This window comes from Streptomyces achromogenes subsp. achromogenes (assembly GCF_000720835.1).
Lineage (GTDB): Bacteria > Actinomycetota > Actinomycetes > Streptomycetales > Streptomycetaceae > Streptomyces > Streptomyces achromogenes.
Genome location: NZ_JODT01000023.1, coordinates 48,317 through 68,357 on the forward strand (window position 1 = coordinate 48,317; position 20,041 = coordinate 68,357).

Sequence of the window (20,041 nt, forward strand, 5' to 3'; positions counted from 1 at the left end):
GCCGAACAAACGCTCTCGTGGTCGGTATTCCAGCGGGTTACGAGCCTGTGTCCAGCTTCACACGGGCCGCCACCGGCAAGTGGTCGCTGTTGGTGCGCGGCAGCGTCCAGCTGCTCTCCGGCTCCGCGCCCCGGACCATGATCTGGTCGATGCGGGCCATCGGGAACGACGCCGGCCAGCTGAAGCCGAAGCCGCTGCCCGCCGCGCCCTGCGTGGAGCGCAGCTGGGAGGTGACGGCGTTCAGCGAGCGGTCGTTCATGGTGCCGTTGAGGTCGCCCAGCAGCACCACCCGGCGCAGGGGCTCGTCGGCGATGGCCTCACCGAGTGCGTCGGCGCTCTTGTCCCGCTGCCGCGCGGTGAACCCGGCCTCGATCTTCACCCGGACGGAGGGCAGGTGGGCGACGTAGACCGCGACCGGGCCCTCGGGGGTCGCCAGGGTGGCGCGCATCGCCCGCTTCCAGCCGAGCTTGATGTCGACGGCGCGTACGTCGGTCATCGGGTACCTGCTCCACAGCCCGACCGTGCCGACCACCGCGTGGTGCTTGTACGCCGGCGCCAGCGCCTTCTCGTAGACGGGGACGGCGGAGGCCGGCAGCTCCTCCAGGGCCAGCACGTCGGCGCCGGACGCGGCCACGCCGGTGGCGGTGGCGGCCGGGTCGGGGTTGTCGGCGTTGACGTTGTGGGTGGCCACCATGAGATCGCCGCCGCTGCCCGCCTTGTCGGTCAGCAGCCCGCCGAAGAGGTTCAGCCAGACGATCGCCGGCAGCAGTACGGCGATGAGCGCGATCGCCGACTTGCGCACCACGCCGAGCACCAGCAGCACCGGGATGGCCAGACCCAGCCAGGGCAGGAAGGTCTCGGTGAGGCTGCCGAGGTTGCCCACCGCGTTGGGGATGTGGGCGTGCACCAGCATCACCAGGGCGAGCAGCAGGGCCAGCGCGGTGAGGACGGCGCCGCGGCGCCAGATGCGCGGATCGCCCCGCCAGCCGGTGAACAGCCGGTGTGCCAGGCGTCGGAGCCGGGACCCCGGTCGCTCGGGCCCCGAGCCGCCGTCCGCCGTCTCCGTCATGTACGCCTGCTGCGCCATACCGTCTGCCTCACTGCCTGCCGTGCACACCGTTCATCCCCCGTAGTCCCCGACCCTAGGGGATGATCGGCTCCGTTCCGCCGTCCCATGACGGCCGTACGGAAGACGAGGACGTGCGATGCGGTGGCGGGAGTTCCGGTAAGGCACCGGGCGGGCGGCGTCTGTGACGAAACGCGCACACGAGTGCTACGAGGCTGTGGAGCTGACGGGTCGTAGGCCGGCCAGGACCGAGTCGACGATCTGTTCCGCGAGGTCCTCGCACAGGTCGGCTTCGGGGCGCATGACGGAGCGGACCAGGATCGGTCCGACGAACAGGTCGTTCGCCAGGTCCACGTCGATGTCCGCGCGCAGTTCGCCGCTCTGTTGCCCGCGGCGCAGCACGTCCAGGACGAGCCGGCGCCGGGGCTCTATGACGTTCTCGTGGTACGCGGACCAGATCCTCGGGTTGGTCTTCATCTGGACGTGCACGTTGTGCAGCAGGACCGAGGAGCGGCTGGCCAGTCCGCGCTGGCGCAGGTTCTCCAGCAGGGCGAGGAGGTCGTCGCGCATGGAGGTGCCGGGGAGTTCCGGCTCGGGTGGCTCGGCCGCGCGGACCACCTCGATGAACAGTTCCTCCTTGCCGCTCCAGCGGCGGTAGATGGTGGCCTTGCCGACCCCGGCGGTGCGGGCGATCCGCTCGATGGACAGCTCCGCGAGGGGCACGCCCTCCTCCAGGAGCTTCATCACCCCTTCCAGGATGGCGCGCTCCGCGGCTTCGCTGCGCGGGCGGCCCCGCACGGGTGCGTCCGGTCGCGGCCGGCTGCCGGCAAGGCTCACGTCGTTCCGTCCTCTCGGTGTGCTGCGGTGATTGTCCCGCAGCGGCCTCCTTCCCCCCGTTGAACCGTGCCCGGCCCCGGCGTGGTGCCGTGATGCCGTACCCGGTCCGGCTCCCCCGTCGTACCGCGCCCGGCCCCCGGTCTCCCCCGTGGGCCACGCGCGGATGATTCGTTTTCCGTCGGTGTCGCGCCGGACCTCGGTGTCCCTCGCGCTTCCCCTTGGTGTCGCGCCCGGACTTCGATGTCCCTCGCGCTTCCCCATGGTGTCGCGCCCGGACCTCGGTGTCCCTCGCGCTCCCGTGATGCCGTGTCCGGACCTCAGTCCAGCGCGGCGACCCTCTCCTGCTCCTTCTCGCCCTGCGGCGCGGCGGGCGTCCGGCCCGGCAGGAACAGGGCCGTCACCACGGCGCCGACCAGCGCCACGCCCGTGCCGCACAGCGCGGTGACGTGCATGGCGTGCAGGAACGCGTCGTGGGCCGGGGTGACCAGGGCCTCGCCCCGCGGGCCGAGCTTCTCGGCGATGCCCAGGGTGGCCTCGATGGACTCCCCGGCGGTGTCGCGCAGGTTCGGCGGCAGCGCGCCGAGCTTGCCCTCGATGCCGTTGCGGTAGGAGGTGGCGAGGACCGAGCCGAGGACGGCGATGCCGAGGGCGCCGCCGACCTGGCGGAAGGTGTTGCTCAGCGCGGAGGCGGAGCCGGCCTTCTCCCGGGGCAGCGCCTGCATGATCACGACCGAGGTCGGGGTCATGATGTGCGCCATACCGGTGCCCATGAGGAAGAAGACGACCTCCAGCAGCCAGATCGGGGTGTCCGCCTCGAAGCCGGCGAACGCGGCCAGCGTCGCCGCGATCAGCAGCAGGCCGCCGGTGGTGGTGGCCCGGTTGCCGAACCGGTCGACCACCAGCCGGGCGCGCGGCGCGAAGAGCAGCTGGGCGACGGCGAGCGGCAGCATCAGCAGGCCGGACTCCAGCGGCGAGTAGCCACGCACGCTCTGGGTGTAGAAGACGCCGAAGAACGTGACGCCCATCAGCGCGAAGAAGACCAGCGCGATGGCGCTCATGGCGGCCGAGAAGACCTTGTTCTTGAAGTAGGTGACGTCCAGCGAGGGGTGCTTGGTGCGCTTCTCGAAGGCGACGAAGACGGCCAGGACCACGACACCGGCGATGATGGTCGCGAGCACCTTGGGGTCGGTGAAGTCGGCCAGCTCGCCGCCCTTGATGATGCCGTAGACCAGCAGGACGAGGCCGACGACGGACAGGACCACGCCGATGGGGTCGAGGCGGCCGGGCTTGGGGTCGCGGGAGTCGGGCACCAGCCAGGCCATCAGGATCAGCGCGACGATCACGATGGGCACGTTGATCAGGAAGACCGAGCCCCACCAGAAGTGGTCGAGCAGCGCGCCGCCGGTGATCGGGCCGATGGCGATGGCGAGGCCGACGCCGCCGGCCCAGATGCCGATGGCCTTGGGCTGCTCGTGCCGCTCGAAGACGTTCATCAGCACGGCCAGGGTGGCGGGCATCACGAAGGCGGCGCCGAGGGCCATCACCGCGCGGTAGGCGATCAGCTGGTTCGGCGAGCCGGACTCGGCGGCGAGCGCGGAGCCGATGCCGAAGACCAGGGTGCCGCCGAGCAGCACCTTCTTGCGGCCGATCCGGTCGCCGACGAGCCCTGCGGTGAACAGCAGGCCGGCGAAGACGAGGGTGTAGGAGTTGATCGCCCACTCGATCTCGCTCTGGGTGGCGCCGAGACCGGTCGGCGCCGGGGTCGCGATGGTCTTGATGGCGACGTTCAGGATCGAGTTGTCGAGGACGACGATCAGCAGGGCGAGCATCAGCACGCCGAGGATGGCCCAGCGGCGCCGGTGCACGGCTTCCGGTATTCGGGAGGCAGGGACGGGACTTGTCATGCGTACGAGCCTATGGTCATTTCGATACGGAACCGTCTCGTATCTAAATTTCTTTACCAAGCTCTTACGCGGAAAGGGGGTTCAAGGGAGCGCGGCGGGCGGCCCAAGGGATCAGCGGGACCCCCTCTGGCCCTGTCTGGCACGAGGTGCCACCATGGAGGGGATCCGGGGACGCCGTCAGGGCGCCTCGAGATGACGTAAGGAGCCGTTGCCATGACGCAGCTTTCGGCTGCCCAGACGAAGCCTTCCGACGGCAGCAAGGCGCTGTACGGGGGGAAGGGCACCCGCCGCATCACCGTCCGCGACATCGCCCTCGCCAAGGAGCGGGGCGAGAAGTGGCCCATGCTCACCGCCTACGACGCGATGACCGCGTCCGTCTTCGACGAGGCCGGGATCCCGGTGATCCTGGTCGGCGACTCGGCGGGCAACTGCCACCTCGGGTACGACACCACCGTGCCCGTCACCCTCGACGAGATGACCATGCTGTCGGCCGCCGTGGTACGCGGCACACAGCGCGCCCTCATCGTCGGCGACCTCCCCTTCGGCTCGTACCAGGAGGGTCCGGTGCAGGCGCTGCGCACGGCGACCCGGCTGGTGAAGGAGGCCGGGGTCGGCGCGGTCAAGCTGGAGGGCGGCGAGCGCTCGCACGAGCAGATCCGGCTGCTGGTGGAGTCCGGCATCCCGGTCATGGCGCACATCGGGCTGACCCCGCAGTCCGTGAACGCGATGGGCTACCGCGTGCAGGGCCGTGGCGAGGAGGCGGCCCAGCAGCTGCTGCGGGACGCGAAGTCCGTGCAGGACGCGGGCGCGTTCGCGGTGGTGCTGGAGCTGGTGCCGGCCGAGCTGGCGGCCGAGGTCACGCGGGTGCTGCACATCCCGACGGTCGGCATCGGCGCCGGTCCGCAGACGGACGCGCAGGTGCTGGTGTGGACCGACATGCTCGGTCTGACCTCCGGCCGGGTGCCGAAGTTCGTCAAGAAGTACGCGGATCTGCGTGAGGTGATGACCGGCGCGGCCAAGGCGTTCGCCGAGGACGTGGTCGGCGGCGCGTTCCCGGCGGAGGAGCACTCGGTCCACTAGTCCACCGCGGCACCACCGGACGGCCCGTCGATCTTCCCCCGTCGGCGGGCTGTCCCTTTTTCGGCCATGAGGCTTCCGGCGGCTCCGACGCGCCAAGCTTTGGCCTCAACTTCCCTGTCCCGCGCGGTAGTTGTAACGGACTGGCGTCGAAATCCCCGCGGGGGCTGCCCCGTTCCTGGCTCAGTGGTGCACTTGACAGTGTGGGCCGTCTCACACTCGGGGGAGAGACAATGAGCCAGCCACCGGCCGTCTGCGCCGACTGTTCCACCGCCACCGTGCCCGGAGCGGCCTTCTGCGGCGCGTGCGGGGCCACGCTGGCCGCCACCCGGAGTGAGGACGCGGACGCGGACCGCCCGGCTTCCCGCCTGGCCGTGCCCCGCTGGACCGGCGGCCGGGACCTGACCCGGTACATGTGCGCGGCCGTCTTCCTGGACCGGCAGTACGCCGACTCCCTGATCCGGGACGTCGCCGCCGAACCGCACCTCGGCGTGGCGCCGGCCCCGGGGTGCGACGTACCCGTGGTCCTGCGCTACGCCTACGAGGCGAACGCGCGCCGGCACGCCAGGGACCTGCTGCTGGCCGTCGAGTTCCTGGTGCTGGTCCTCGGGCTGCTGGTGATCCACAGCGGCCTCGCCGTGTTCCTCATGCTCCTGGCCGGCTGGCTGACCACGCTGGTCTTCGCCCTCTCCACCCAGTACGGCGAGCGCCTCCAGCGGCTGCGGCCCGACCGGTTCGACCCGGCGCAGGCACCGCCGCCGCCCAACGAGTCCGCCGCCCGGCGGCTGCGCCAGATCGACGAGTACGCGCGCGGCAACCTCACCGTCTACAGCGGCTTCTCGCCGTTCACCGGATACGGCCAGGAACTGGACTCCTGGTCGCTGGTCTTCGACGTGACCGCCTCCGAGCAGGAGGGCGTACGGCCGCGGGACTTCGACGTCGCGGACCTGTACGCCCACATCGCCCGGCGGGTCGGCGAGCTATCGCTGCCCTGCCTGGAGCTGGAGGAGCGGGTGTTCGTGGAGGGCTCGGCGCTGCTGGGCGACACCCGCTTCCTGCCGGACCCGCTCGGCCGCCCGGTGGCGCGGATCGGCGCCGACCGGCTGGACGCGCTGAAGCGGGACCCGGAGGAGACCGCCCGCGCCTATCTGGTCACCCACTCCTCGGGCTGGGGCGGGGAGCTGGTGACCTCGGTGTTCCTGCGGCTGGTGCGCTCGGACTCCAATCTGTTCGTGGAGGCCCTGCCCACCGTGCTGTGCCCGCTGCTGGACCGCTACCGGACCATCGACTCCCTGATGCCGGCCCCCTCGCCGCGCGAGTTCCTCTCGATGGCGCTGCAGACCCTCGCCAGCACCCCGTTCGTGATGATCGCCTCGCCGGGGCGCGCGGTCACCGGCTTCTTCCCGGACTTCGGGATGCGCAAGCGGCTGAAGAAGCAGCACCGGCAGATCACCCGGCTCGGGGTGTTCGACTACGGGGCGCGCAAGAGCGTGCGGCAGCTCGCCTCCGCCACGGACCACCACCGCTACTTCCAGAAGGTCGACTCCGGCATGGTCCTCAAGACCGTCGAACGGCGGATCCTGGACGCGCTGGTGGAGTTCGCCCTGGAACACGACATCGACGCGGGCGATCTGATCAAGCGTCAGGAAACCATCATCAACAACGGCATCATCGCCACCGCGGGGGCCAGTGTCGAGTCGAGCGCGGTCGCCTCGGGCGACAAGTCCCGCATCTCGACCATCCTGAAGAAGATCCCGCGGCCCAACACCGACTGACAGCCACCGCACACGGAACGGACGAACGGGGACCGGCATGCACCAGCGCAGCAACGACGGCGTCATCGCGACGGGGAACGCCCAGGTCAGGAACACGGTGGTGGCGAGCGGCAGCAACGCCCGCGTCGACTTCCGGGTCACGGAGGAGGAGTCGGAGCGGGCCGGGGGCCGTCCGCTGACCCCACAGGAGATCAGCGACCTGCTGGCCCGGTTCGTCGAGGAGCTGCGCCGCTCGGACCACCCGGAGCGGGAGGACCTGGCCGAGTTCGCCGAGGACGCGCGCGAGGAGCTGGCCGCGCCCGAGCCCCGTACGGGCAAGCTGCGCCGGGTCGCCAAGGCGCTGGTGGAGGCCGTGCCCGGGTTCGCCGCGCTGGCCTCGCTGGCGGTGACCATCGAGGAAGCCGTCCGCGGCCTGTAGACGGAAAGCGGCCCGGAGACGGAAAGCGGGGGGCCATGCACTTCTGTGTTCACTGCGGCGCGCGCGTCGAGGACGCCGCGCGGCCGGACTGCCCGGACTGCGGGGCGCCGCTCGCCCCGCCGGAACCGCCCGGGGGCAGCGGGTACGTGCGGGTCGGCGCCACCCGGCTGCCGGTCTGGCTGCCCTGGGCCCTGCTGGCGGTACTGGTGGCCGGCGGGGTGACACTCGGGGTGGCCGTCGCCGACGGCCCCGACACCCCGTCGGCGGGCGGCTGGTCCACCGTCGGCGTGTCGCCGAGCGGAAGCTACGACGGCTGGAGCTGGACGCCGTCCCCCACCGACGGCGGGTACACCACACCGGCGGCCACACCCGACTACGACGACAGCGGCGGCTACGACGACACCCCGACTCCCGAGCCCTCGGAGGAGGAATCGGCGGAGGACCAGGACGCGAGCTCGGTCGTCACCACGTACTACGACCACCTCAACGCCGGGGAGTTCCAGGCCGCCTGGTCCATGGGCGGCGACCGGCTCTACGGCGGCTCCTACTCGGACTGGGTGGCGGGCTTCTCCACCACCGCGCGCATCGGCGTCTCCGTCTCCGACAACGGCGGCGGGGAGGTCGCCGCGGAGATCCGGGCGCTGCAGACCGACGGCACGGTGCAGGTGTTCCGCGGCACCTACACCGTGGCCGGCGGCCGGCTCGTGGGCGCCGACATCCGGCAGGTGAAGTAGGCCCTCACGTCCAACGCCCGCCCGCGCCGACAGTCCGCCGACACAGCGCCCGCACCCGGTGTCGGCGGACTGTCGGCGGTTTGTCGGCGGGCCCTGGCACTGTCTTCCCCATGACACGCATCGACGACAACCCCGCCGGCGGACGCTCCGCCGTGACCGTACGGGGGCTGGTCAAGCACTACGGCGAGACCAAGGCGCTGGACGGTGTCGACCTGGACGTGCGCGAGGGCACCGTGATGGGTGTGCTCGGGCCGAACGGCGCCGGCAAGACCACGCTCGTACGCATCCTGTCCACCCTGATCACCCCGGACTCCGGGCAGGCCACCGTGGCCGGCTACGACGTGGTACGCCAGCCCCGGCAGCTGCGCCGGGTCATCGGTCTCACCGGCCAGTACGCGTCGGTGGACGAGAAGCTGCCGGGCTGGGAGAACCTGTACCTGATCGGCCGGCTGCTGGACCTGTCCCGCAAGGAGGCCCGGGCCCGCGCCGACGAGCTGCTGGAGCGGTTCTCGCTGACCGAGGCCGCCCGGCGCCCGGCCGGCACCTACTCCGGCGGCATGCGGCGCCGGCTGGACCTGGCCGCCTCGATGATCGGCCGGCCGGCCGTGCTGTACCTGGACGAGCCGACCACCGGTCTCGACCCGCGCACCCGCAACGAGGTGTGGGACGAGGTCAAGGCGATGGTCGGCGACGGCGTCACCGTGCTGCTCACCACCCAGTACATGGAGGAGGCCGAACAGCTCGCCTCCGAGCTGACCGTGGTGGACCGGGGCCGGGTCATCGCCAAGGGCGGCATCGAGGAGCTGAAGGCCCGCGTCGGCGGGCGCACCCTGCGGGTGCGGCCGGTCGACCCGCTCCAGCTGCGCCCGCTCGCCGGCATGCTGGACGAGCTGGGCATCACCGGACTGGCGTCCACCACCGTGGACACCGAGACCGGGGCCCTGCTGGTGCCGATCCTCAGCGACGAGCAGCTGACGGCCGTGGTCGGCGCGGTCACCGCGCGCGGCATCACCCTGTCCTCCATCACCACCGAACTGCCCAGTCTGGACGAGGTGTTCCTGTCCCTCACCGGCCACCGCGCCAGTGCCCCGCAGGACGCCGCGCCCGCCCGCCAGGAGGTCGCCGTATGAGCACCGCCACCCTCTCCCCGGCCGCCGCGAAGGCCGATACGCCGATCCCGCTGCGGGCCCATCTGCGGCACACCGGCGCGCTGATCCGCCGCAATCTGCTGTGGATCCGCCAGGACCCGGAGTCGATGTTCGACGCCATCCTGTTCCCGGTCGTCTTCACCCTGCTGTTCGTGTACGTCTTCGGCGGCTCCATCGGCAAGTCGCTGGGCGGCGGCCAGGAGCAGTACGTGCAGTACGTGGTGCCCGGACTGCTGGCCATGATGGGCATGAACATGGCCCAGGGCGTGGGCACCGGGTTCAACCAGGACTTCAACTCCGGTGTCATGGACCGCTTCCGCTCGCTGCCCATCGGGCGCGGCTCGGTGCTCTTCGCGAAGATCGCGGTGGAGCTGATGCGGATGCTGTTCGCGACGGCCGTGCTGCTGGTGGTCGCCCTGCTCGTGGGCTACGACGTGGGCAGCTGGAGCGGTCTGCTCGGCTCCGTGGCGCTGTCCGCGCTGTTCGGGTCGGCGCTGATGTGGGTGTTCCTGACCCTCGGCGTGGTGATGAAGAACGCGCAGTCGGTGCAGGCGATGGGGTTCCTGGTGCTGATGCCGCTCCAGTTCGGCTCCTCGATCTTCGCGCCGACCCAGTCGATGCCGGGCTGGCTCCAGGCGTTCACCGACTACAACCCGCTCTCCGCGCTGGCCGACTGCGCGCGCGGGCTGATGGAGGGCGGCCCGGTGGCGCACGCCCTGTGGGTGACGGTCATCTGGTCGGTCGGGCTGACCGTGGTGATGGCCCCGGTCGCGATCCACAAGTTCCGTACGAAGAGCTGACGCCGCGCGGCCGTCAGACCAGGGCGGTGGCCTCCACGAGGGAGAGGCCACCGCCCTCGGCGTACGCGGCCTCGTACGAGCGCTCGTCCAGCCGGGCCCGGACCCGGGCCTCGGCCCGCTCGAAGATCCGCCGCTCCACCCCGGCGACCACATGGCCCGCCGGCAGCAGCGCCCGGGCGGCCCCGAGGCAGCGGGCGGCGTCGGCGGCCCGCTCCCCGCCGTCGGCGTCGGCGAGGGCCATCGCGGCGGCGGTGAGGCAGACGGAGTGCAGATGCGGGGTGAGGGCCTGCGACAGCGGTTCGGCGCTGAGCCGCAGCGCCTCGCGGGCCCGGGCGACGGCCGCCCCGGAACGCCGGTCCAGGGCGTCCAGCAGGGCCTCCTGGCAGGTCAGCAGGGAGTCGAAGATGACAAAGCGGGCGACGGGCAGTTCCTCGCGCAGCACCCGTAGCTGCTCGCGGGCCTCGGCGGTACGGTCGGTCAGGCCGAGCCAGGCGGCCAGGTGCAGCCGGGCCATCGTCGACGCCTCGTTCTCCGTGCCGTCCTGGCCGGCGATGACGTTACGGAGCATCCGCTCGCCGCGCTCGCTCTCGCCGGACTCCAGCAGGACCCCGCCGAGCCGGGCGGTCAGCACGGCCGTCTGGGCGCGGGCGCCGAGGCGTTCGGCGTGCTCGATGGCGGCCCGGTAGTCGGTCGCCGCCCGGTCGAAGGCGGCCCTGCGTTCGTTGGCCTCGCCACGGGCGGCCAGAGCCTCGGTGGCGCCCCAGACGTCGCCGAGGCGGCGGAAGATCTCCAGCGACTCGTCGGCGGACCGGGTGGCGTCGCCCGTCCACGCGGCCCGGTTGGACAGGAAGTTGGCACGCAGGTGCAGTACGTCGGCCAGCTCCCACTCGAAGCCCGGGGTCGTGCGGCAGGTCTGAACGCAGGCGTCCACGATGGTGTGCAGCCGGTCGGCGCCGCCGGTCAGCAGCACGGCGAAGAACCACAGCAGGCCCGGCACCCGGCAGGTCTGCGGCAGGCCGGGTTCGTAGACCTCGGCGACGGTGCGCAGCTTGGCCTGCGCCGCGGGCGTCTGCCAGGCGTCCATCTCGGTGTCCATGCAGGCCAGATGGGCCAGGTGGACGCCGCGCCGGGCCTCGACGAGGGCCTCGCCGGTGTACGGCGGCGGCGTGTCGGTGCAGCGCTGCCACACCGGGGCGGCGGAGCGGGCCGGCGCGGCGAACGGGTCGGGGCCGAGCGCCATGACCTCCCGGCACCAGACGCGGGTCTCCACCCGCTGGTCGCGCATCTGCCAGAACCACAGCAGGGAGTGGATCAGGCACAGCCCCTCCTGCTCGTCGCCGAGGGCGACGGCGTGCCGGAAGGCGGTGCGCAGGTTCTCGTACTCCAGCTGGAACCGGCCGATGGCGGCGAGCTGCCCGGGGCCGCGCAGCAACGGCTCGGTGGTGCGGGCGAGTTCGCGGTAGTACGTCAGGTGGGCACGCTCGGTCTCGGTGCGGCGCCCGGTCTCGGCGAGCCGTTCGGCGGCGTACTCGGCGACGGTCTCCAGCAGCCGGTAGCGCATGCCGCCGCCCGCGGGCGCGGCCACCACCAGGGACTTGTCGACCAGGGAGCCGAGGGCGTCCAGCGCGGCCGGTCCGCACACGGCCTCGGCGGCGGCCAGGTCGCAGCCGCCGGCGAAGACCGACAGCCGGGCCAGCACCTCCCGCTCGGCGGCGTCCAGCAGGTCCCAGGACCAGTCCACGACGGCCCTGAGGGTCTGCTGGCGGGGCAGCACGGTGCGGCTGCCGGAGGTGAGCAGCCGGAACCGGTCGTCCAGCCGGTCGGCTATCTGCCGCGGGGTCAGCATGCGCAGCCGGGCGGCGGCCAGCTCGATGGCGAGCGGAAGGCCGTCCAGGCGGCGGCAGATCTCCGCGCACGCCTCGGGGTCGTCGGCCACCCGGAAGCCGGGGCGGGCCGCCGCGCCGCGCTCGGCGAGCAGCCGCAGCGCGACCGGCTCGGGCAGCGGTTCCACGGGCCGCAGCAGCTCCCCCGGTACGCCGAGGGGTTCCCGGCTGGTGGCGAGGACGGTCAGCTCCGGGCAGCGGGCCAGCAGGGACTCGGTGAGCCGGGCGGCGGCGTCCACGACGTGTTCGCAGTTGTCGAGGATCAGCAGCATCCGGCGCCGGGCGCAGTGCTCCACGAGCCGTTCGACGGGGTCGTCGTGCCGCTCGGCGACCGCGCGCATGCCGTCCACGCCGGCGCCGTGCAGCACGGTGTCCCGGGCGCCGATGGCGGTGAGCACGGCCTGGGGTACGGCGTCCGGGTCGTCCACGGGGGCCAGTTCGGCGAGCCACACCCCGTCCCGGACGGTGTGCCGTACCGCCTCGGCGGCCTCCTGGGACAGCCGGGTCTTCCCGGCGCCGCCGGGCCCGAGCAGGGTGACCAGGCGGGCCCCGGCGAGGTCGGCGGCGATGGCCTCCAGGTCGGCTTCGCGGCCGACGAAGGAGGTGAGCCGGGCGGGCAGGTTGCCCGGGCCGGCGGCGGGCGCGGCGGGCGCCGGTTCCGCGCGCAGCAGTTCGGCGTGCAGGGCGCGCAGTTCCGGTCCGGGGTCGGAGCCGAGCCGGTCGGCGAGCAGCCGGCGTACGTCCTCGTAGGCGGCCAGGGCCTGGGCGGGGCGGCCGGTGTCGCGCAGGGCGCGCAGCCGCAGCGCCTGGAGCGGCTCGTCCAGCGGGTGGTCGTCGCACAGCGCGGTCAGCTCGGGCAGCGTCTCCTCGGCCCGGCCGAGGGCGAGGGCGGCGGCGTGCCGGGCACGCCGGGCGTCGAGCCGGCGGGTCTCCCAGCGGGCCGCGTCGGCGGTGCGGTCGGGCAGGTCCGGCAGGGCGGGCCCGTGCCACAGGGCGAGGGCCTCGTCGAGGACGGCGGCGGCCTTGGCCGGGTCGCCGTCGGCGAGGGCGGTCAGGCCGTCGCCGGTGAGCCGGTCGAAGCGGATGAGGTCGATGTCGTCGGGGGCGGCGGCGAGCCGGTAACCGCCGTCGGCGGAGGCGACGGCCTCGGCGCCGAGGGCGCGGCGGAGCCGGCCGACGAGCGCCTGGAGGGCGCCGGTGGCGTCGGCGGGCGGGTCGGCGCCCCACACCTCGTCCACGAGCACGGCCGCGGGTACGGTCCGGCCGGCCCGCAGCGCGAGCACGCTGAGCAGGGCACGCAACCGCGCCCCGCCGACCGGGACGGCCGTGCCGTCGGGGCGGATCGCCTGGGTGGTGCCGAGCAGCCGGTAATACACGGGGTCCATTGTCTCCGGAGGGGGCGCGGACGGTGATCGGTGGTGGGGTCGGTCGGTGCGGGGAGGGAACGGGAGGGCTCCGGGGCGGTCGGCGGTTCGGCGGGGGTGGCGCCCGCCGGACACGACCGGTGAGGCTGCGGAGACGGCCGCCGACTCGGCAGGACCGACGCCCGCCGGGCGGGGCCGGTGCCGAAGGCGATCGCCGGCCCCGGTCGTACTGGAGGCAGTCGCTGCCCGCGACCGTGCCGGAAGCCGACACCCGCCGCAGCCGTGCCGGAAGCAGACACCCGCCGCGACCGTGCCGGAGGCATCCCGCGGCCGGCGGGGTCAGGGGCGGGCGCCCGTCGGGTCCAGGGTGACCAGGGCGCCGACCGTGCGGTGCAGCCGCTGGGGGCCGGGGTCGCGGCCGGGTTCGTCCGGGTCGAACCACCTCGGGCAGCGGTCGGCGGCCTCCAGGGTGTACGCGCCGGGCACCGCCTCCCAGTGGTACGGGGACGGCAGGACGACCACCCCCTCGGAGCCCGCGTCGGGGTCGAGGGCGCGGTCGATGCGCTCGCGGGCGCGCCGGTCGGTGTGGACCAGGTACTCCTGGCGCACCAGCTCGATGGCGCGGACCCGGCCGCTGGTCGGGCGGGTCCGGTCGCCGTGGTTCTCCACCCACGCCTCGGCCCCGTAGTACCGCTCCCCGCGTTCCCCCGGCTCCGCGGCGACCAGCGGCCAGGCCACCTCGTCGCCCACCGCGAAGGGCCGCCCGCAGCACTCCATCTGCCAGTCTTCGTAGAACACCCTCATCCCTGCCATCCCCCCAACCTTCCAGGAACCCGGCGGCGACCGCGAGACGTTTTCCCCGTATGCTCTCGGATCTTCCCGAAGTGCCTTGCCCCGTCCCCGTCACACAGGAGCCGATGCATGACCACCGCCACCACCCGCCCCGGCGACCGGCAGGTCAGTCCCGTGTTCGTCGGCATCCTGGCCGTGACGGCGGTGACCGGCTGGGCCACCTGGACCGGGTACGCCGAGCAGCCGGGCATCGCGGTGTTCCTGTTCGTGACCGCGGCCTGGATCGTCTCCCTGTGCCTGCACGAGTACGCGCACGCGCGCACCGCCCTGCACAGCGGGGACATCTCGGTCGGTGCGAAGGGCTACCTCACGCTGAACCCGCTGAAGTACACGCACGCGCTGCTGAGCATCGTGCTCCCGGTGGTGTTCGTGATCATGGGCGGGATCGGTCTGCCCGGCGGCGCGGTGTTCATCGAGCGGAACCGGATCCGGGGCCGCTGGCGGCACAGCCTGATCTCGGCGGCGGGTCCGCTGACGAACGTGCTGTTCGCCGCGGTGTGCACGGCGCCGTTCTGGCTGGACGCGCTGGACGGCGTGCCCGCGGACTTCCGGTTCGCGCTGGCGTTCCTGGCGCTGCTCCAGGTGACGGCGGCGATCCTGAACTTCCTGCCCGTTCCGGGCCTGGACGGCTACGGCGTGATCGAGCCGTGGCTGTCGTACAAGGTGAAGCGGCAGGTGGAGCCCTTCGCCCCGTTCGGGCTGCTCTTCGTGTTCGCGGTGCTGTGGCTGCCGGCGGTCAACGAGGCGTTCTTCGACGTGGTCGACGCGGTCATGCGGGCGCTGGACGTGGACATGTTCTCCCAGTACTGCGGCGACGCCCAGTACCGGTTCTGGCAGGAGAGCCCGGCGATCTGCTCGCTCGGTTCGTGACCGACCCGTTCAGCTCGTGACGGAGGTGTCGCGGGCGGCCTCGATCCGGCCGCGCTTGACGTAGTACCACGTCATGTTGGACGACAGACCGGCCAGCAGCACCCAGACGATCCCCAGCCAGCTGCCCTGGACGAAGGAGACGACCGCCGCGGCCACGGCGAGGACGCAGACGACGAGGGTGTAGAGGGCGATGCGGGGCATGACGGGGGGCTCCTGTCGGGGACACTGCTCGGAACTGCTTCGCCGACCAGTGTCCCCCATGGCCTCCGACGGCTCACACGTCGGTCACGCGGAGCCCGGCGTGCGCCTTGTACCGGCGGTTGACGGAGATCAGGTTGGCGACCAGCGACTCCACCTGGTGGGCGTTGCGCAGCCGGCCGGCGAAGATGCCGCGCATGCCGGGGATGCGGCCGGCCAGGGCCTGCACGATCTCCACGTCCGCGCGCTGCTCGCCGAGGACCATGACGTCGGTGTCGATGCTCTCGACCTCCGGGTCCTGGAGGAGCACGGCGGACAGGTGGTGGAAGGCGGCGGTGACCCGGGACTCCGGCAGCAGCGCGGCGGCCTGCTCGGCGGCGCTGCCCTCCTCGGGCTTGAGGGCGTAGGCGCCCTTCTTGTCGAAGCCGAGCGGGTTGACGCAGTCCACGACGAGCTTGCCGGCCAGTTCCGCGCGCAGCGCCTTCAGGGTGTCGCCGTGGCCGTCCCACGGTACGGCGACGATCACGATGTCGCTGCGGCGCGCGGCCTCGGCGTTGTCGGCGCCCTCGATGCCGTGGCCGAGTTCGTCGGCGGCCGCCCGGGCGCGGTCGGCGGCGCGGGAACCGATGATCACCTTCTGGCCGGCCCGGGCCAGCCGGTAGGCGAGCCCCTTGCCCTGCGGTCCGGTGCCGCCGAGCACGCCGACGGTGTACCCGGAGACGTCGGGCAGGTCCCAGGGGTCCTTGGCGGGGGCCTTCTGTGCGCTGTCGGTAGAGGTCATGGCCCGACTCTACGTCCGGGCCGGCCGGGGCACCGGCTCAGGCCAGCCGCCGTACCGGCACCCGGCGGAAGGTGATCGTCTCGTAGGGGCCGAAGTCGCCCGTCTCGTACAGCAGCCCCACCGTGTGCCGGTCGACGCGGACCAGGTCGGAGTAGGCGGCGGGCAGTCCGTCGGCGGTGTACGCCGGGCGCCAGGTGGTGCCGCCGTCGCGGGAGACGCGGATCGTCATCAGGGCGCGGGTGTTCCCGGGGTCGGCGGGGGCGGAGAACAGCAGCAGGTCGGGGTCGCGGAGCTGGAGGACGGCGGCCTGGCAGACGGGGGCGGTCAGGCCGGCCTGCGGGCGGAAGGGCTTGAGGAGCGTCCTGCCGCCGTCCGGGGAGTGGGCGTCGGCGCGGTTGCCGGGGGACGGCGAGTCGTTGCGGGCGTTGAGGTAGACCCGGCCGTCGGTGAGTTCGGCGGCGGTGGTCTCGTTGACGTTGACGTAGCCGTCGGTGTTGTCGTCCAGGTAGCCGAGGTACCAGGTCTCGCCGCGGTCGTCGCTGAGCAGGCAGTGCCCGCCGTTGTACTTGGCCTCGGCGCCGGTGTCGGTGCCGGTGGGCGGCACGGTGTGGTTGGCCGGGACCAGGACGCGGCCGGAGGTCAGCTGGAGGGCGTGCCCGGGGGTGGTGGCGTACCAGCGCCAGCCCGGCGTCTTCACCTGCCCGGTGATCTCCCTGGGCGCGGACCACGTCAGCCCGTCGTCGTCGCTGTGCTGCACCCACACCCGCCGGCCGTCGGCGTCCGGGACCTGCCCGCGCACGATGGCGGCCTCGGTGGCCCAGCCGGCGGCGCGGACGTGGACGAGCAGGACGCGGCCGGTGTCGAGGACGACGGGGGCGGGGTTGCCGGCGAGGTCGGTGCCGTTGCTCGCGGCGACCTGGAGCGGGCCCCAGGTCCGGCCGCCGTCCGTGGACCGCTTCAGCACGATGTCGATGTGCCCGTGGTCGGCGGCGGAGCCGGCCCGGCCCTCGCAGAAGGCCAGCAGGGTGCCGGCCCGGGTGGCGACGACGGCGGGTATGCGGAAGCTCGCGTATCCCTCACGGCCCGCCCGGAAGGGAACGGTCACGTCGGTCGGGGCAGTGGTCGGGTCGGTCACGGGGCGGCTCCTCGGTCGCGGACGGGGCGTGGACGGAGGCACGGACGGGACGCACACGGGCCGCGCACGGGTCGCTCGGGGGCTTGTGCGGGGACCCGTACGGGGCGCCTTTTCCCCGAGTCGGGCGAATTCCCGGTGAACTCCGGGTCACGAGTGGCCCGTTGCGGCAGGATTCGGCCACATGGACGCCGTACGGGTCGCGTTGCTGCGGGAAGTGCTCGCCGGGACGGAGTGGCTGGGGGCCACCCGGAGGTTCGCCGGGGTGCTGCGGGGGTCGGTGGTGGCGCACGGGGGCGGGCTGCTGCTGGTGGGCACGCCGGACCACGAGCCCTGGCACCTGGCCGCGCACCTGGTGGACGAGGCGGCCTGGTCGGGCACGCCCGAGCTGGCGCCGACGCTGGTGCGCCAGCACCCGCGCCCGTCCGATCCCGCGCACCTGGCGGTCGGACCGGGCCGGATCTCGGCGGCGCGGCGCGGGGAGACCCTGCTGGTGGTGGCGCCGGAGGAACCGGCGCCGCTGCTGGAGCGGGTGCACGACGCCCGGCGGGCCGGGGTGACGGTGCTGGCGCTGGGCGGCGCGGGCGGGGGCGAGCTGGCCGCGATGGCCCACGAGACGCTGGCCGTGCCCAAGGGGGCGGAGCTGGACCTGGACAGCGTGCAGCACCTGGTGAGCGCGGCGGCCGGCGAGAACGCGGGCCCGCCGAGAGCCCGGCGGGGCTTCCGCGACCGCCTCTCCCGCCTGACGGAAGCCCTGACGGCACCGCCGCCGGCCCCTTGGTGACGCGCCCGGCCGGACGGGGCGGCGGTCTCCGGCGTTCCTCGCGCGGCCGGTCCTCGCCGGAGATGCTCAGTCCTCGCCGGGGCCGCTCAGTCCTCGTCGGTCCGCTCGCCGGACGGCGCGTCGTGCCAGCGGGGGTCGTTCTCCCACTTCAGGTTGCGCTCGGCGGCGGTCTGCATGGCGTGCCGGGCCTCCTCGGGGGTGGCGTACGGCCCGAAACGGTCCTTGCCCGGGCAGTCGGGGCCCTCCTCGACCGTCCCGTGCTCCAGGCAGTAGTACCACTCGCCCGGTTTGCCGGCCGTGCGCTTCTTGAACAGGGCCATGGACAGCTCCTCTCGCCACCGACATGTTCCCCCATGTCCGCTGGTTAGACTCGCTGGCATGTCTGGCCAGTCGCTGCTCGTACCAGGGGAGCTGTCTCCCATCCGTTCGGTTCCCGGAAACATCCGCCGCCCCGAGTACGTCGGCAAGCCCGCGCCGGCGCCGTACACCGGGCCGGAGGTGCAGACCCCCGAGACCATCGAGGCGATGCGGACCGCCGGCCGTATCGCCGCGCGGGCGATGGAGGAGGCCGCGAAGATCATCGCGCCGGGGGTGACCACGGACCAGCTGGACAAGGTCGCCCACGAGTACATGTGCGACCACGGGGCCTACCCGTCCACGCTCGGCTACCGCGGTTTCCCGAAGTCGCTGTGCACGTCCGTCAACGAGGTCATCTGCCACGGCATCCCCGACTCGACGGTCCTCAGGGACGGCGACATCGTCAACCTGGACGTGACGGCGTACATCGGCGGGGTGCACGGCGACAACAACGCCACGTACCTGGTCGGTGACGTGGACGAGGAGTCGCGGCTGCTGGTGGAGCGCACCCGGGAGGCGCTCAACCGGGCGATCAAGGCGGTGAAGCCGGGCCGGCAGATCAATGTCATCGGCCGGGTCATCGAGTCGTACGCCAAGCGCTTCGGCTACGGCGTCGTGCGGGACTTCACCGGGCACGGCATCAACACGTCGTTCCACTCCGGGCTGATCATCCCGCACTACGACAGCCCGCACGCGACGGCGGTGATGCAGCCGGGGATGACGTTCACGATCGAGCCGATGCTGACGCTGGGCACCCACGAGTACGACATGTGGGACGACGGCTGGACGGTCGTGACGAAGGACCGCAGGCGCACCGCCCAGTTCGAGCACACCCTGGTGGTCACGGACACCGGCGCGGACATCCTGACCCTCCCCTGAGGGCGGGTCCCCCTGTCCGGGTGCGGAAAGGGGGACCCGGGCCGCGTCAGAACAGGGTGTCCGTGCAGTGGGCGCCACCCCAGAAGATCTTGTTCTCCAGCGAGGAAAGTCCGCCGAAGTACGGGCTGCAGACGACGTCGTCGTCCTTGTGGTCATCGTGGGTGCCGGCGGCTGCCGTCGACGCGCCGGCGCCGGCCAGGGCGACGGCGAGGACGGTCGCGGCCAGAACGGATCGGATGCGCATGGTGCTCCTCTCGGAGGGCGGAGTGGTCACGCCCAGAGGTCCCCGTTCGCCCTCGCGCGCACACGCGCTTCCACCCGGACGGCGCGCGCCCGGTCACCCGTACGCCCGCGCGCGTCAGCGCTCCAGGCGGACCCGGCCGCCGATCTCCGTCCAGCCGTGCGGCTGGGGCGCGGTCAGGATCTGCGAGCCGCGGCCCTGTCTGATGTTCAGGGCCCGGCCCAGCCGGTCGGTGAGCAGCAGCGCCGCAGCGCCGGTGGCCTCGTCCTCGTGGATCCCGTCGTCCCGGCCGGGGAAGGCGCGGGCGCGGACGCGGCCCGCCGCCTCGTCCTCCCAGGCCCAGGCATACACCCACTCCCCCGGTGGCGGTACGTCGAGCGCGTCCACCTCGGCGGCGCTCGGGTACTGGCGCAGGGTGCGCGGCGGAGCCCACTGAGCGCGGGCCTCGATCCAGCTGAACTCGCCGTCCTGCCGGGCCCCGACCACACCGGCGGGGGTGACGAGTTCGGGCACGTCGAGCAGCCAGGCGCTGCCTACGCAGGGGTGCCCGGCGAAGGGCAGGCGCAGGGTGGGCGTGTAGATGTCGATCACTCCGCGCTCGGGGTCGTCCACGAACACGGTCTCGCTGAAGCCGAGTTTGCCGGCCAGCGCCTGCCGGTCGTCGCGGCCGGGCAGCACCGAGCCGTCGCGGACGACACCCAGTTCGTTGCCGTAGCCGCCGTCCGGCCCGCAGAAGACGCGGAGTACGTCGTAGTCGGTCACCCGGGCATTGAAGCACCGCGGCGCCCGCCAAGGGCCGCACCGGGCGTTTTGACCCTCCCTTTACCATGGCGTGATGTCCGCTTTGCGGCACCGCAATCAAGTCGTGTCCGTGCGCCCGCTGTGAGAGCCGAATCACCGAACGCACGGGTACGGGCGTGGTAAGCCTCGGGTAAGTTAGG

General features: G+C 72.9%; 20 protein-coding genes. 9 read left to right on the forward strand and 11 right to left on the reverse strand.

Going from position 1 to position 20,041, the window contains the following annotated elements; all coding sequences use genetic code 11:
• Window positions 1–37 precede the first annotated feature (37 nt).
• From IH25_RS0123675 to IH25_RS0123685, 3 genes are all read right to left on the reverse strand, one after another.
• A complete protein-coding gene (locus IH25_RS0123675; protein ID WP_030614040.1) occupies window positions 38–1,087 on the reverse strand; it encodes an endonuclease/exonuclease/phosphatase family protein in 1,050 nt (349 codons plus the stop codon).
• A gap of 186 nt (window positions 1,088–1,273) precedes the next feature.
• Window positions 1,274–1,903: a TetR/AcrR family transcriptional regulator gene (locus tag IH25_RS0123680; RefSeq protein ID WP_030614042.1), complete on the reverse strand. Its 630-nt coding sequence runs from the start codon at window positions 1,901–1,903 to the stop codon at window positions 1,274–1,276.
• Between the two features lie 317 nt (window positions 1,904–2,220).
• Window positions 2,221–3,807, reverse strand: coding sequence for an MFS transporter (locus tag IH25_RS0123685; RefSeq protein ID WP_245172865.1), 1,587 nt, complete (start codon window positions 3,805–3,807; stop codon window positions 2,221–2,223).
• Between the two features lie 213 nt (window positions 3,808–4,020).
• Here IH25_RS0123685 and panB point away from each other — a divergent pair, with 213 nt between their 5' ends.
• From panB to IH25_RS0123715, 6 genes are all read left to right on the forward strand, one after another.
• Window positions 4,021–4,887, forward strand: coding sequence for a 3-methyl-2-oxobutanoate hydroxymethyltransferase (gene panB / locus IH25_RS0123690; protein WP_030614045.1), 867 nt, complete (start codon window positions 4,021–4,023; stop codon window positions 4,885–4,887).
• A gap of 230 nt (window positions 4,888–5,117) precedes the next feature.
• On the forward strand, window positions 5,118–6,659 hold the full coding sequence (locus IH25_RS0123695) for a zinc ribbon domain-containing protein (protein ID WP_030614047.1): 1,542 nt from the start codon (window positions 5,118–5,120) through the stop codon (window positions 6,657–6,659).
• A 37-nt stretch (window positions 6,660–6,696) separates the two neighbouring features.
• On the forward strand, window positions 6,697–7,077 hold the full coding sequence (locus tag IH25_RS0123700; protein ID WP_030614050.1) for a hypothetical protein: 381 nt from the start codon (window positions 6,697–6,699) through the stop codon (window positions 7,075–7,077).
• A gap of 35 nt (window positions 7,078–7,112) precedes the next feature.
• A complete protein-coding gene (locus IH25_RS38620) occupies window positions 7,113–7,811 on the forward strand; it encodes a zinc ribbon domain-containing protein (RefSeq protein ID WP_051754091.1) in 699 nt (232 codons plus the stop codon).
• 110 nt (window positions 7,812–7,921) lie between these two features.
• A complete protein-coding gene (locus IH25_RS0123710; RefSeq protein WP_030614054.1) occupies window positions 7,922–8,941 on the forward strand; it encodes an ATP-binding cassette domain-containing protein in 1,020 nt (339 codons plus the stop codon).
• Window positions 8,938–9,759, forward strand: a complete 822-nt coding sequence (locus IH25_RS0123715; RefSeq protein ID WP_030614057.1) for an ABC transporter permease — start codon at window positions 8,938–8,940, stop codon at window positions 9,757–9,759. Before IH25_RS0123710 ends, IH25_RS0123715 begins: the two co-directional genes overlap by 4 nt.
• A gap of 13 nt (window positions 9,760–9,772) precedes the next feature.
• Here the strand turns inward: IH25_RS0123715 and IH25_RS0123720 are convergent, their stop codons facing one another.
• Complete coding sequence (locus IH25_RS0123720; RefSeq protein WP_030614059.1) at window positions 9,773–13,027, reverse strand: BTAD domain-containing putative transcriptional regulator; 3,255 nt, start codon at window positions 13,025–13,027, stop codon at window positions 9,773–9,775.
• A 318-nt stretch (window positions 13,028–13,345) separates the two neighbouring features.
• Window positions 13,346–13,819, reverse strand: coding sequence for a DUF6578 domain-containing protein (locus IH25_RS0123725; protein ID WP_030614062.1), 474 nt, complete (start codon window positions 13,817–13,819; stop codon window positions 13,346–13,348).
• 108 nt (window positions 13,820–13,927) lie between these two features.
• Between IH25_RS0123725 and IH25_RS0123730 the strand changes: the two genes are divergently transcribed.
• Entirely contained in the window at window positions 13,928–14,728 is an 801-nt protein-coding gene (locus tag IH25_RS0123730) for a site-2 protease family protein (protein WP_030614065.1), read from the forward strand.
• A 9-nt stretch (window positions 14,729–14,737) separates the two neighbouring features.
• Here the strand turns inward: IH25_RS0123730 and IH25_RS0123735 are convergent, their stop codons facing one another.
• From IH25_RS0123735 to IH25_RS0123745, 3 genes are read right to left on the reverse strand one after another with little or no spacing between them, the layout of a single operon-like run.
• Window positions 14,738–14,989 (reverse strand): hypothetical protein, encoded by a 252-nt coding sequence (locus IH25_RS0123735; RefSeq protein WP_209445359.1) that lies wholly within the window; start codon window positions 14,987–14,989, stop codon window positions 14,738–14,740.
• Between the two features lie 13 nt (window positions 14,990–15,002).
• Window positions 15,003–15,707 carry an NADPH-dependent F420 reductase gene (npdG, locus tag IH25_RS0123740; protein WP_030614070.1) on the reverse strand — a complete coding sequence of 235 codons (705 nt, stop codon included), beginning with the start codon at window positions 15,705–15,707 and terminating at the stop codon, window positions 15,003–15,005.
• A gap of 37 nt (window positions 15,708–15,744) precedes the next feature.
• Entirely contained in the window at window positions 15,745–16,842 is a 1,098-nt protein-coding gene (locus IH25_RS0123745; RefSeq protein WP_030614072.1) for a sialidase family protein, read from the reverse strand.
• Window positions 16,843–17,023: 181 nt separating this feature from the next.
• Between IH25_RS0123745 and IH25_RS0123750 the strand changes: the two genes are divergently transcribed.
• Complete coding sequence (locus IH25_RS0123750; protein ID WP_030614075.1) at window positions 17,024–17,623, forward strand: hypothetical protein; 600 nt, start codon at window positions 17,024–17,026, stop codon at window positions 17,621–17,623.
• 86 nt (window positions 17,624–17,709) lie between these two features.
• Here the strand turns inward: IH25_RS0123750 and IH25_RS0123755 are convergent, their stop codons facing one another.
• On the reverse strand, window positions 17,710–17,943 hold the full coding sequence (locus tag IH25_RS0123755; protein WP_030614078.1) for a hypothetical protein: 234 nt from the start codon (window positions 17,941–17,943) through the stop codon (window positions 17,710–17,712).
• A gap of 58 nt (window positions 17,944–18,001) precedes the next feature.
• On the opposite strand from IH25_RS0123755, the gene map reads away from it, so the two are divergent.
• Window positions 18,002–18,859 carry a type I methionyl aminopeptidase gene (map, locus tag IH25_RS0123760; protein WP_030614081.1) on the forward strand — a complete coding sequence of 286 codons (858 nt, stop codon included), beginning with the start codon at window positions 18,002–18,004 and terminating at the stop codon, window positions 18,857–18,859.
• Between the two features lie 46 nt (window positions 18,860–18,905).
• Here map and IH25_RS0123765 read toward each other — a convergent pair whose 3' ends face one another.
• Complete coding sequence (locus tag IH25_RS0123765; RefSeq protein ID WP_030614084.1) at window positions 18,906–19,103, reverse strand: hypothetical protein; 198 nt, start codon at window positions 19,101–19,103, stop codon at window positions 18,906–18,908.
• A 114-nt stretch (window positions 19,104–19,217) separates the two neighbouring features.
• Window positions 19,218–19,862 (reverse strand): PhzF family phenazine biosynthesis protein, encoded by a 645-nt coding sequence (locus IH25_RS0123770; protein WP_030614087.1) that lies wholly within the window; start codon window positions 19,860–19,862, stop codon window positions 19,218–19,220.
• Window positions 19,863–20,041: the final 179 nt, after the last annotated feature.

Coding starts and splice junctions, on each gene's coding strand:
- IH25_RS0123675 (WP_030614040.1), bottom strand. CDS start 1,087: ATGGCGCAGCAGGCGTACATGACGGAGACGGCGGACGGCGGCTCGGGG.
- IH25_RS0123685 (WP_245172865.1), bottom strand. CDS start 3,807: ATGACAAGTCCCGTCCCTGCCTCCCGAATACCGGAAGCCGTGCACCGG.
- panB (WP_030614045.1), top strand. CDS start 4,021: ATGACGCAGCTTTCGGCTGCCCAGACGAAGCCTTCCGACGGCAGCAAG.
- IH25_RS0123695 (WP_030614047.1), top strand. CDS start 5,118: ATGAGCCAGCCACCGGCCGTCTGCGCCGACTGTTCCACCGCCACCGTG.
- IH25_RS0123700 (WP_030614050.1), top strand. CDS start 6,697: ATGCACCAGCGCAGCAACGACGGCGTCATCGCGACGGGGAACGCCCAG.
- IH25_RS38620 (WP_051754091.1), top strand. CDS start 7,113: ATGCACTTCTGTGTTCACTGCGGCGCGCGCGTCGAGGACGCCGCGCGG.
- IH25_RS0123710 (WP_030614054.1), top strand. CDS start 7,922: ATGACACGCATCGACGACAACCCCGCCGGCGGACGCTCCGCCGTGACC.
- IH25_RS0123715 (WP_030614057.1), top strand. CDS start 8,938: ATGAGCACCGCCACCCTCTCCCCGGCCGCCGCGAAGGCCGATACGCCG.
- IH25_RS0123720 (WP_030614059.1), bottom strand. CDS start 13,027: ATGGACCCCGTGTATTACCGGCTGCTCGGCACCACCCAGGCGATCCGC.
- IH25_RS0123725 (WP_030614062.1), bottom strand. CDS start 13,819: ATGGCAGGGATGAGGGTGTTCTACGAAGACTGGCAGATGGAGTGCTGC.
- IH25_RS0123730 (WP_030614065.1), top strand. CDS start 13,928: ATGACCACCGCCACCACCCGCCCCGGCGACCGGCAGGTCAGTCCCGTG.
- IH25_RS0123735 (WP_209445359.1), bottom strand. CDS start 14,989: ATGGGGGACACTGGTCGGCGAAGCAGTTCCGAGCAGTGTCCCCGACAG.
- npdG (WP_030614070.1), bottom strand. CDS start 15,707: ATGACCTCTACCGACAGCGCACAGAAGGCCCCCGCCAAGGACCCCTGG.
- IH25_RS0123750 (WP_030614075.1), top strand. CDS start 17,024: ATGGACGCCGTACGGGTCGCGTTGCTGCGGGAAGTGCTCGCCGGGACG.
- IH25_RS0123755 (WP_030614078.1), bottom strand. CDS start 17,943: ATGGCCCTGTTCAAGAAGCGCACGGCCGGCAAACCGGGCGAGTGGTAC.
- map (WP_030614081.1), top strand. CDS start 18,002: ATGTCTGGCCAGTCGCTGCTCGTACCAGGGGAGCTGTCTCCCATCCGT.
- IH25_RS0123765 (WP_030614084.1), bottom strand. CDS start 19,103: ATGCGCATCCGATCCGTTCTGGCCGCGACCGTCCTCGCCGTCGCCCTG.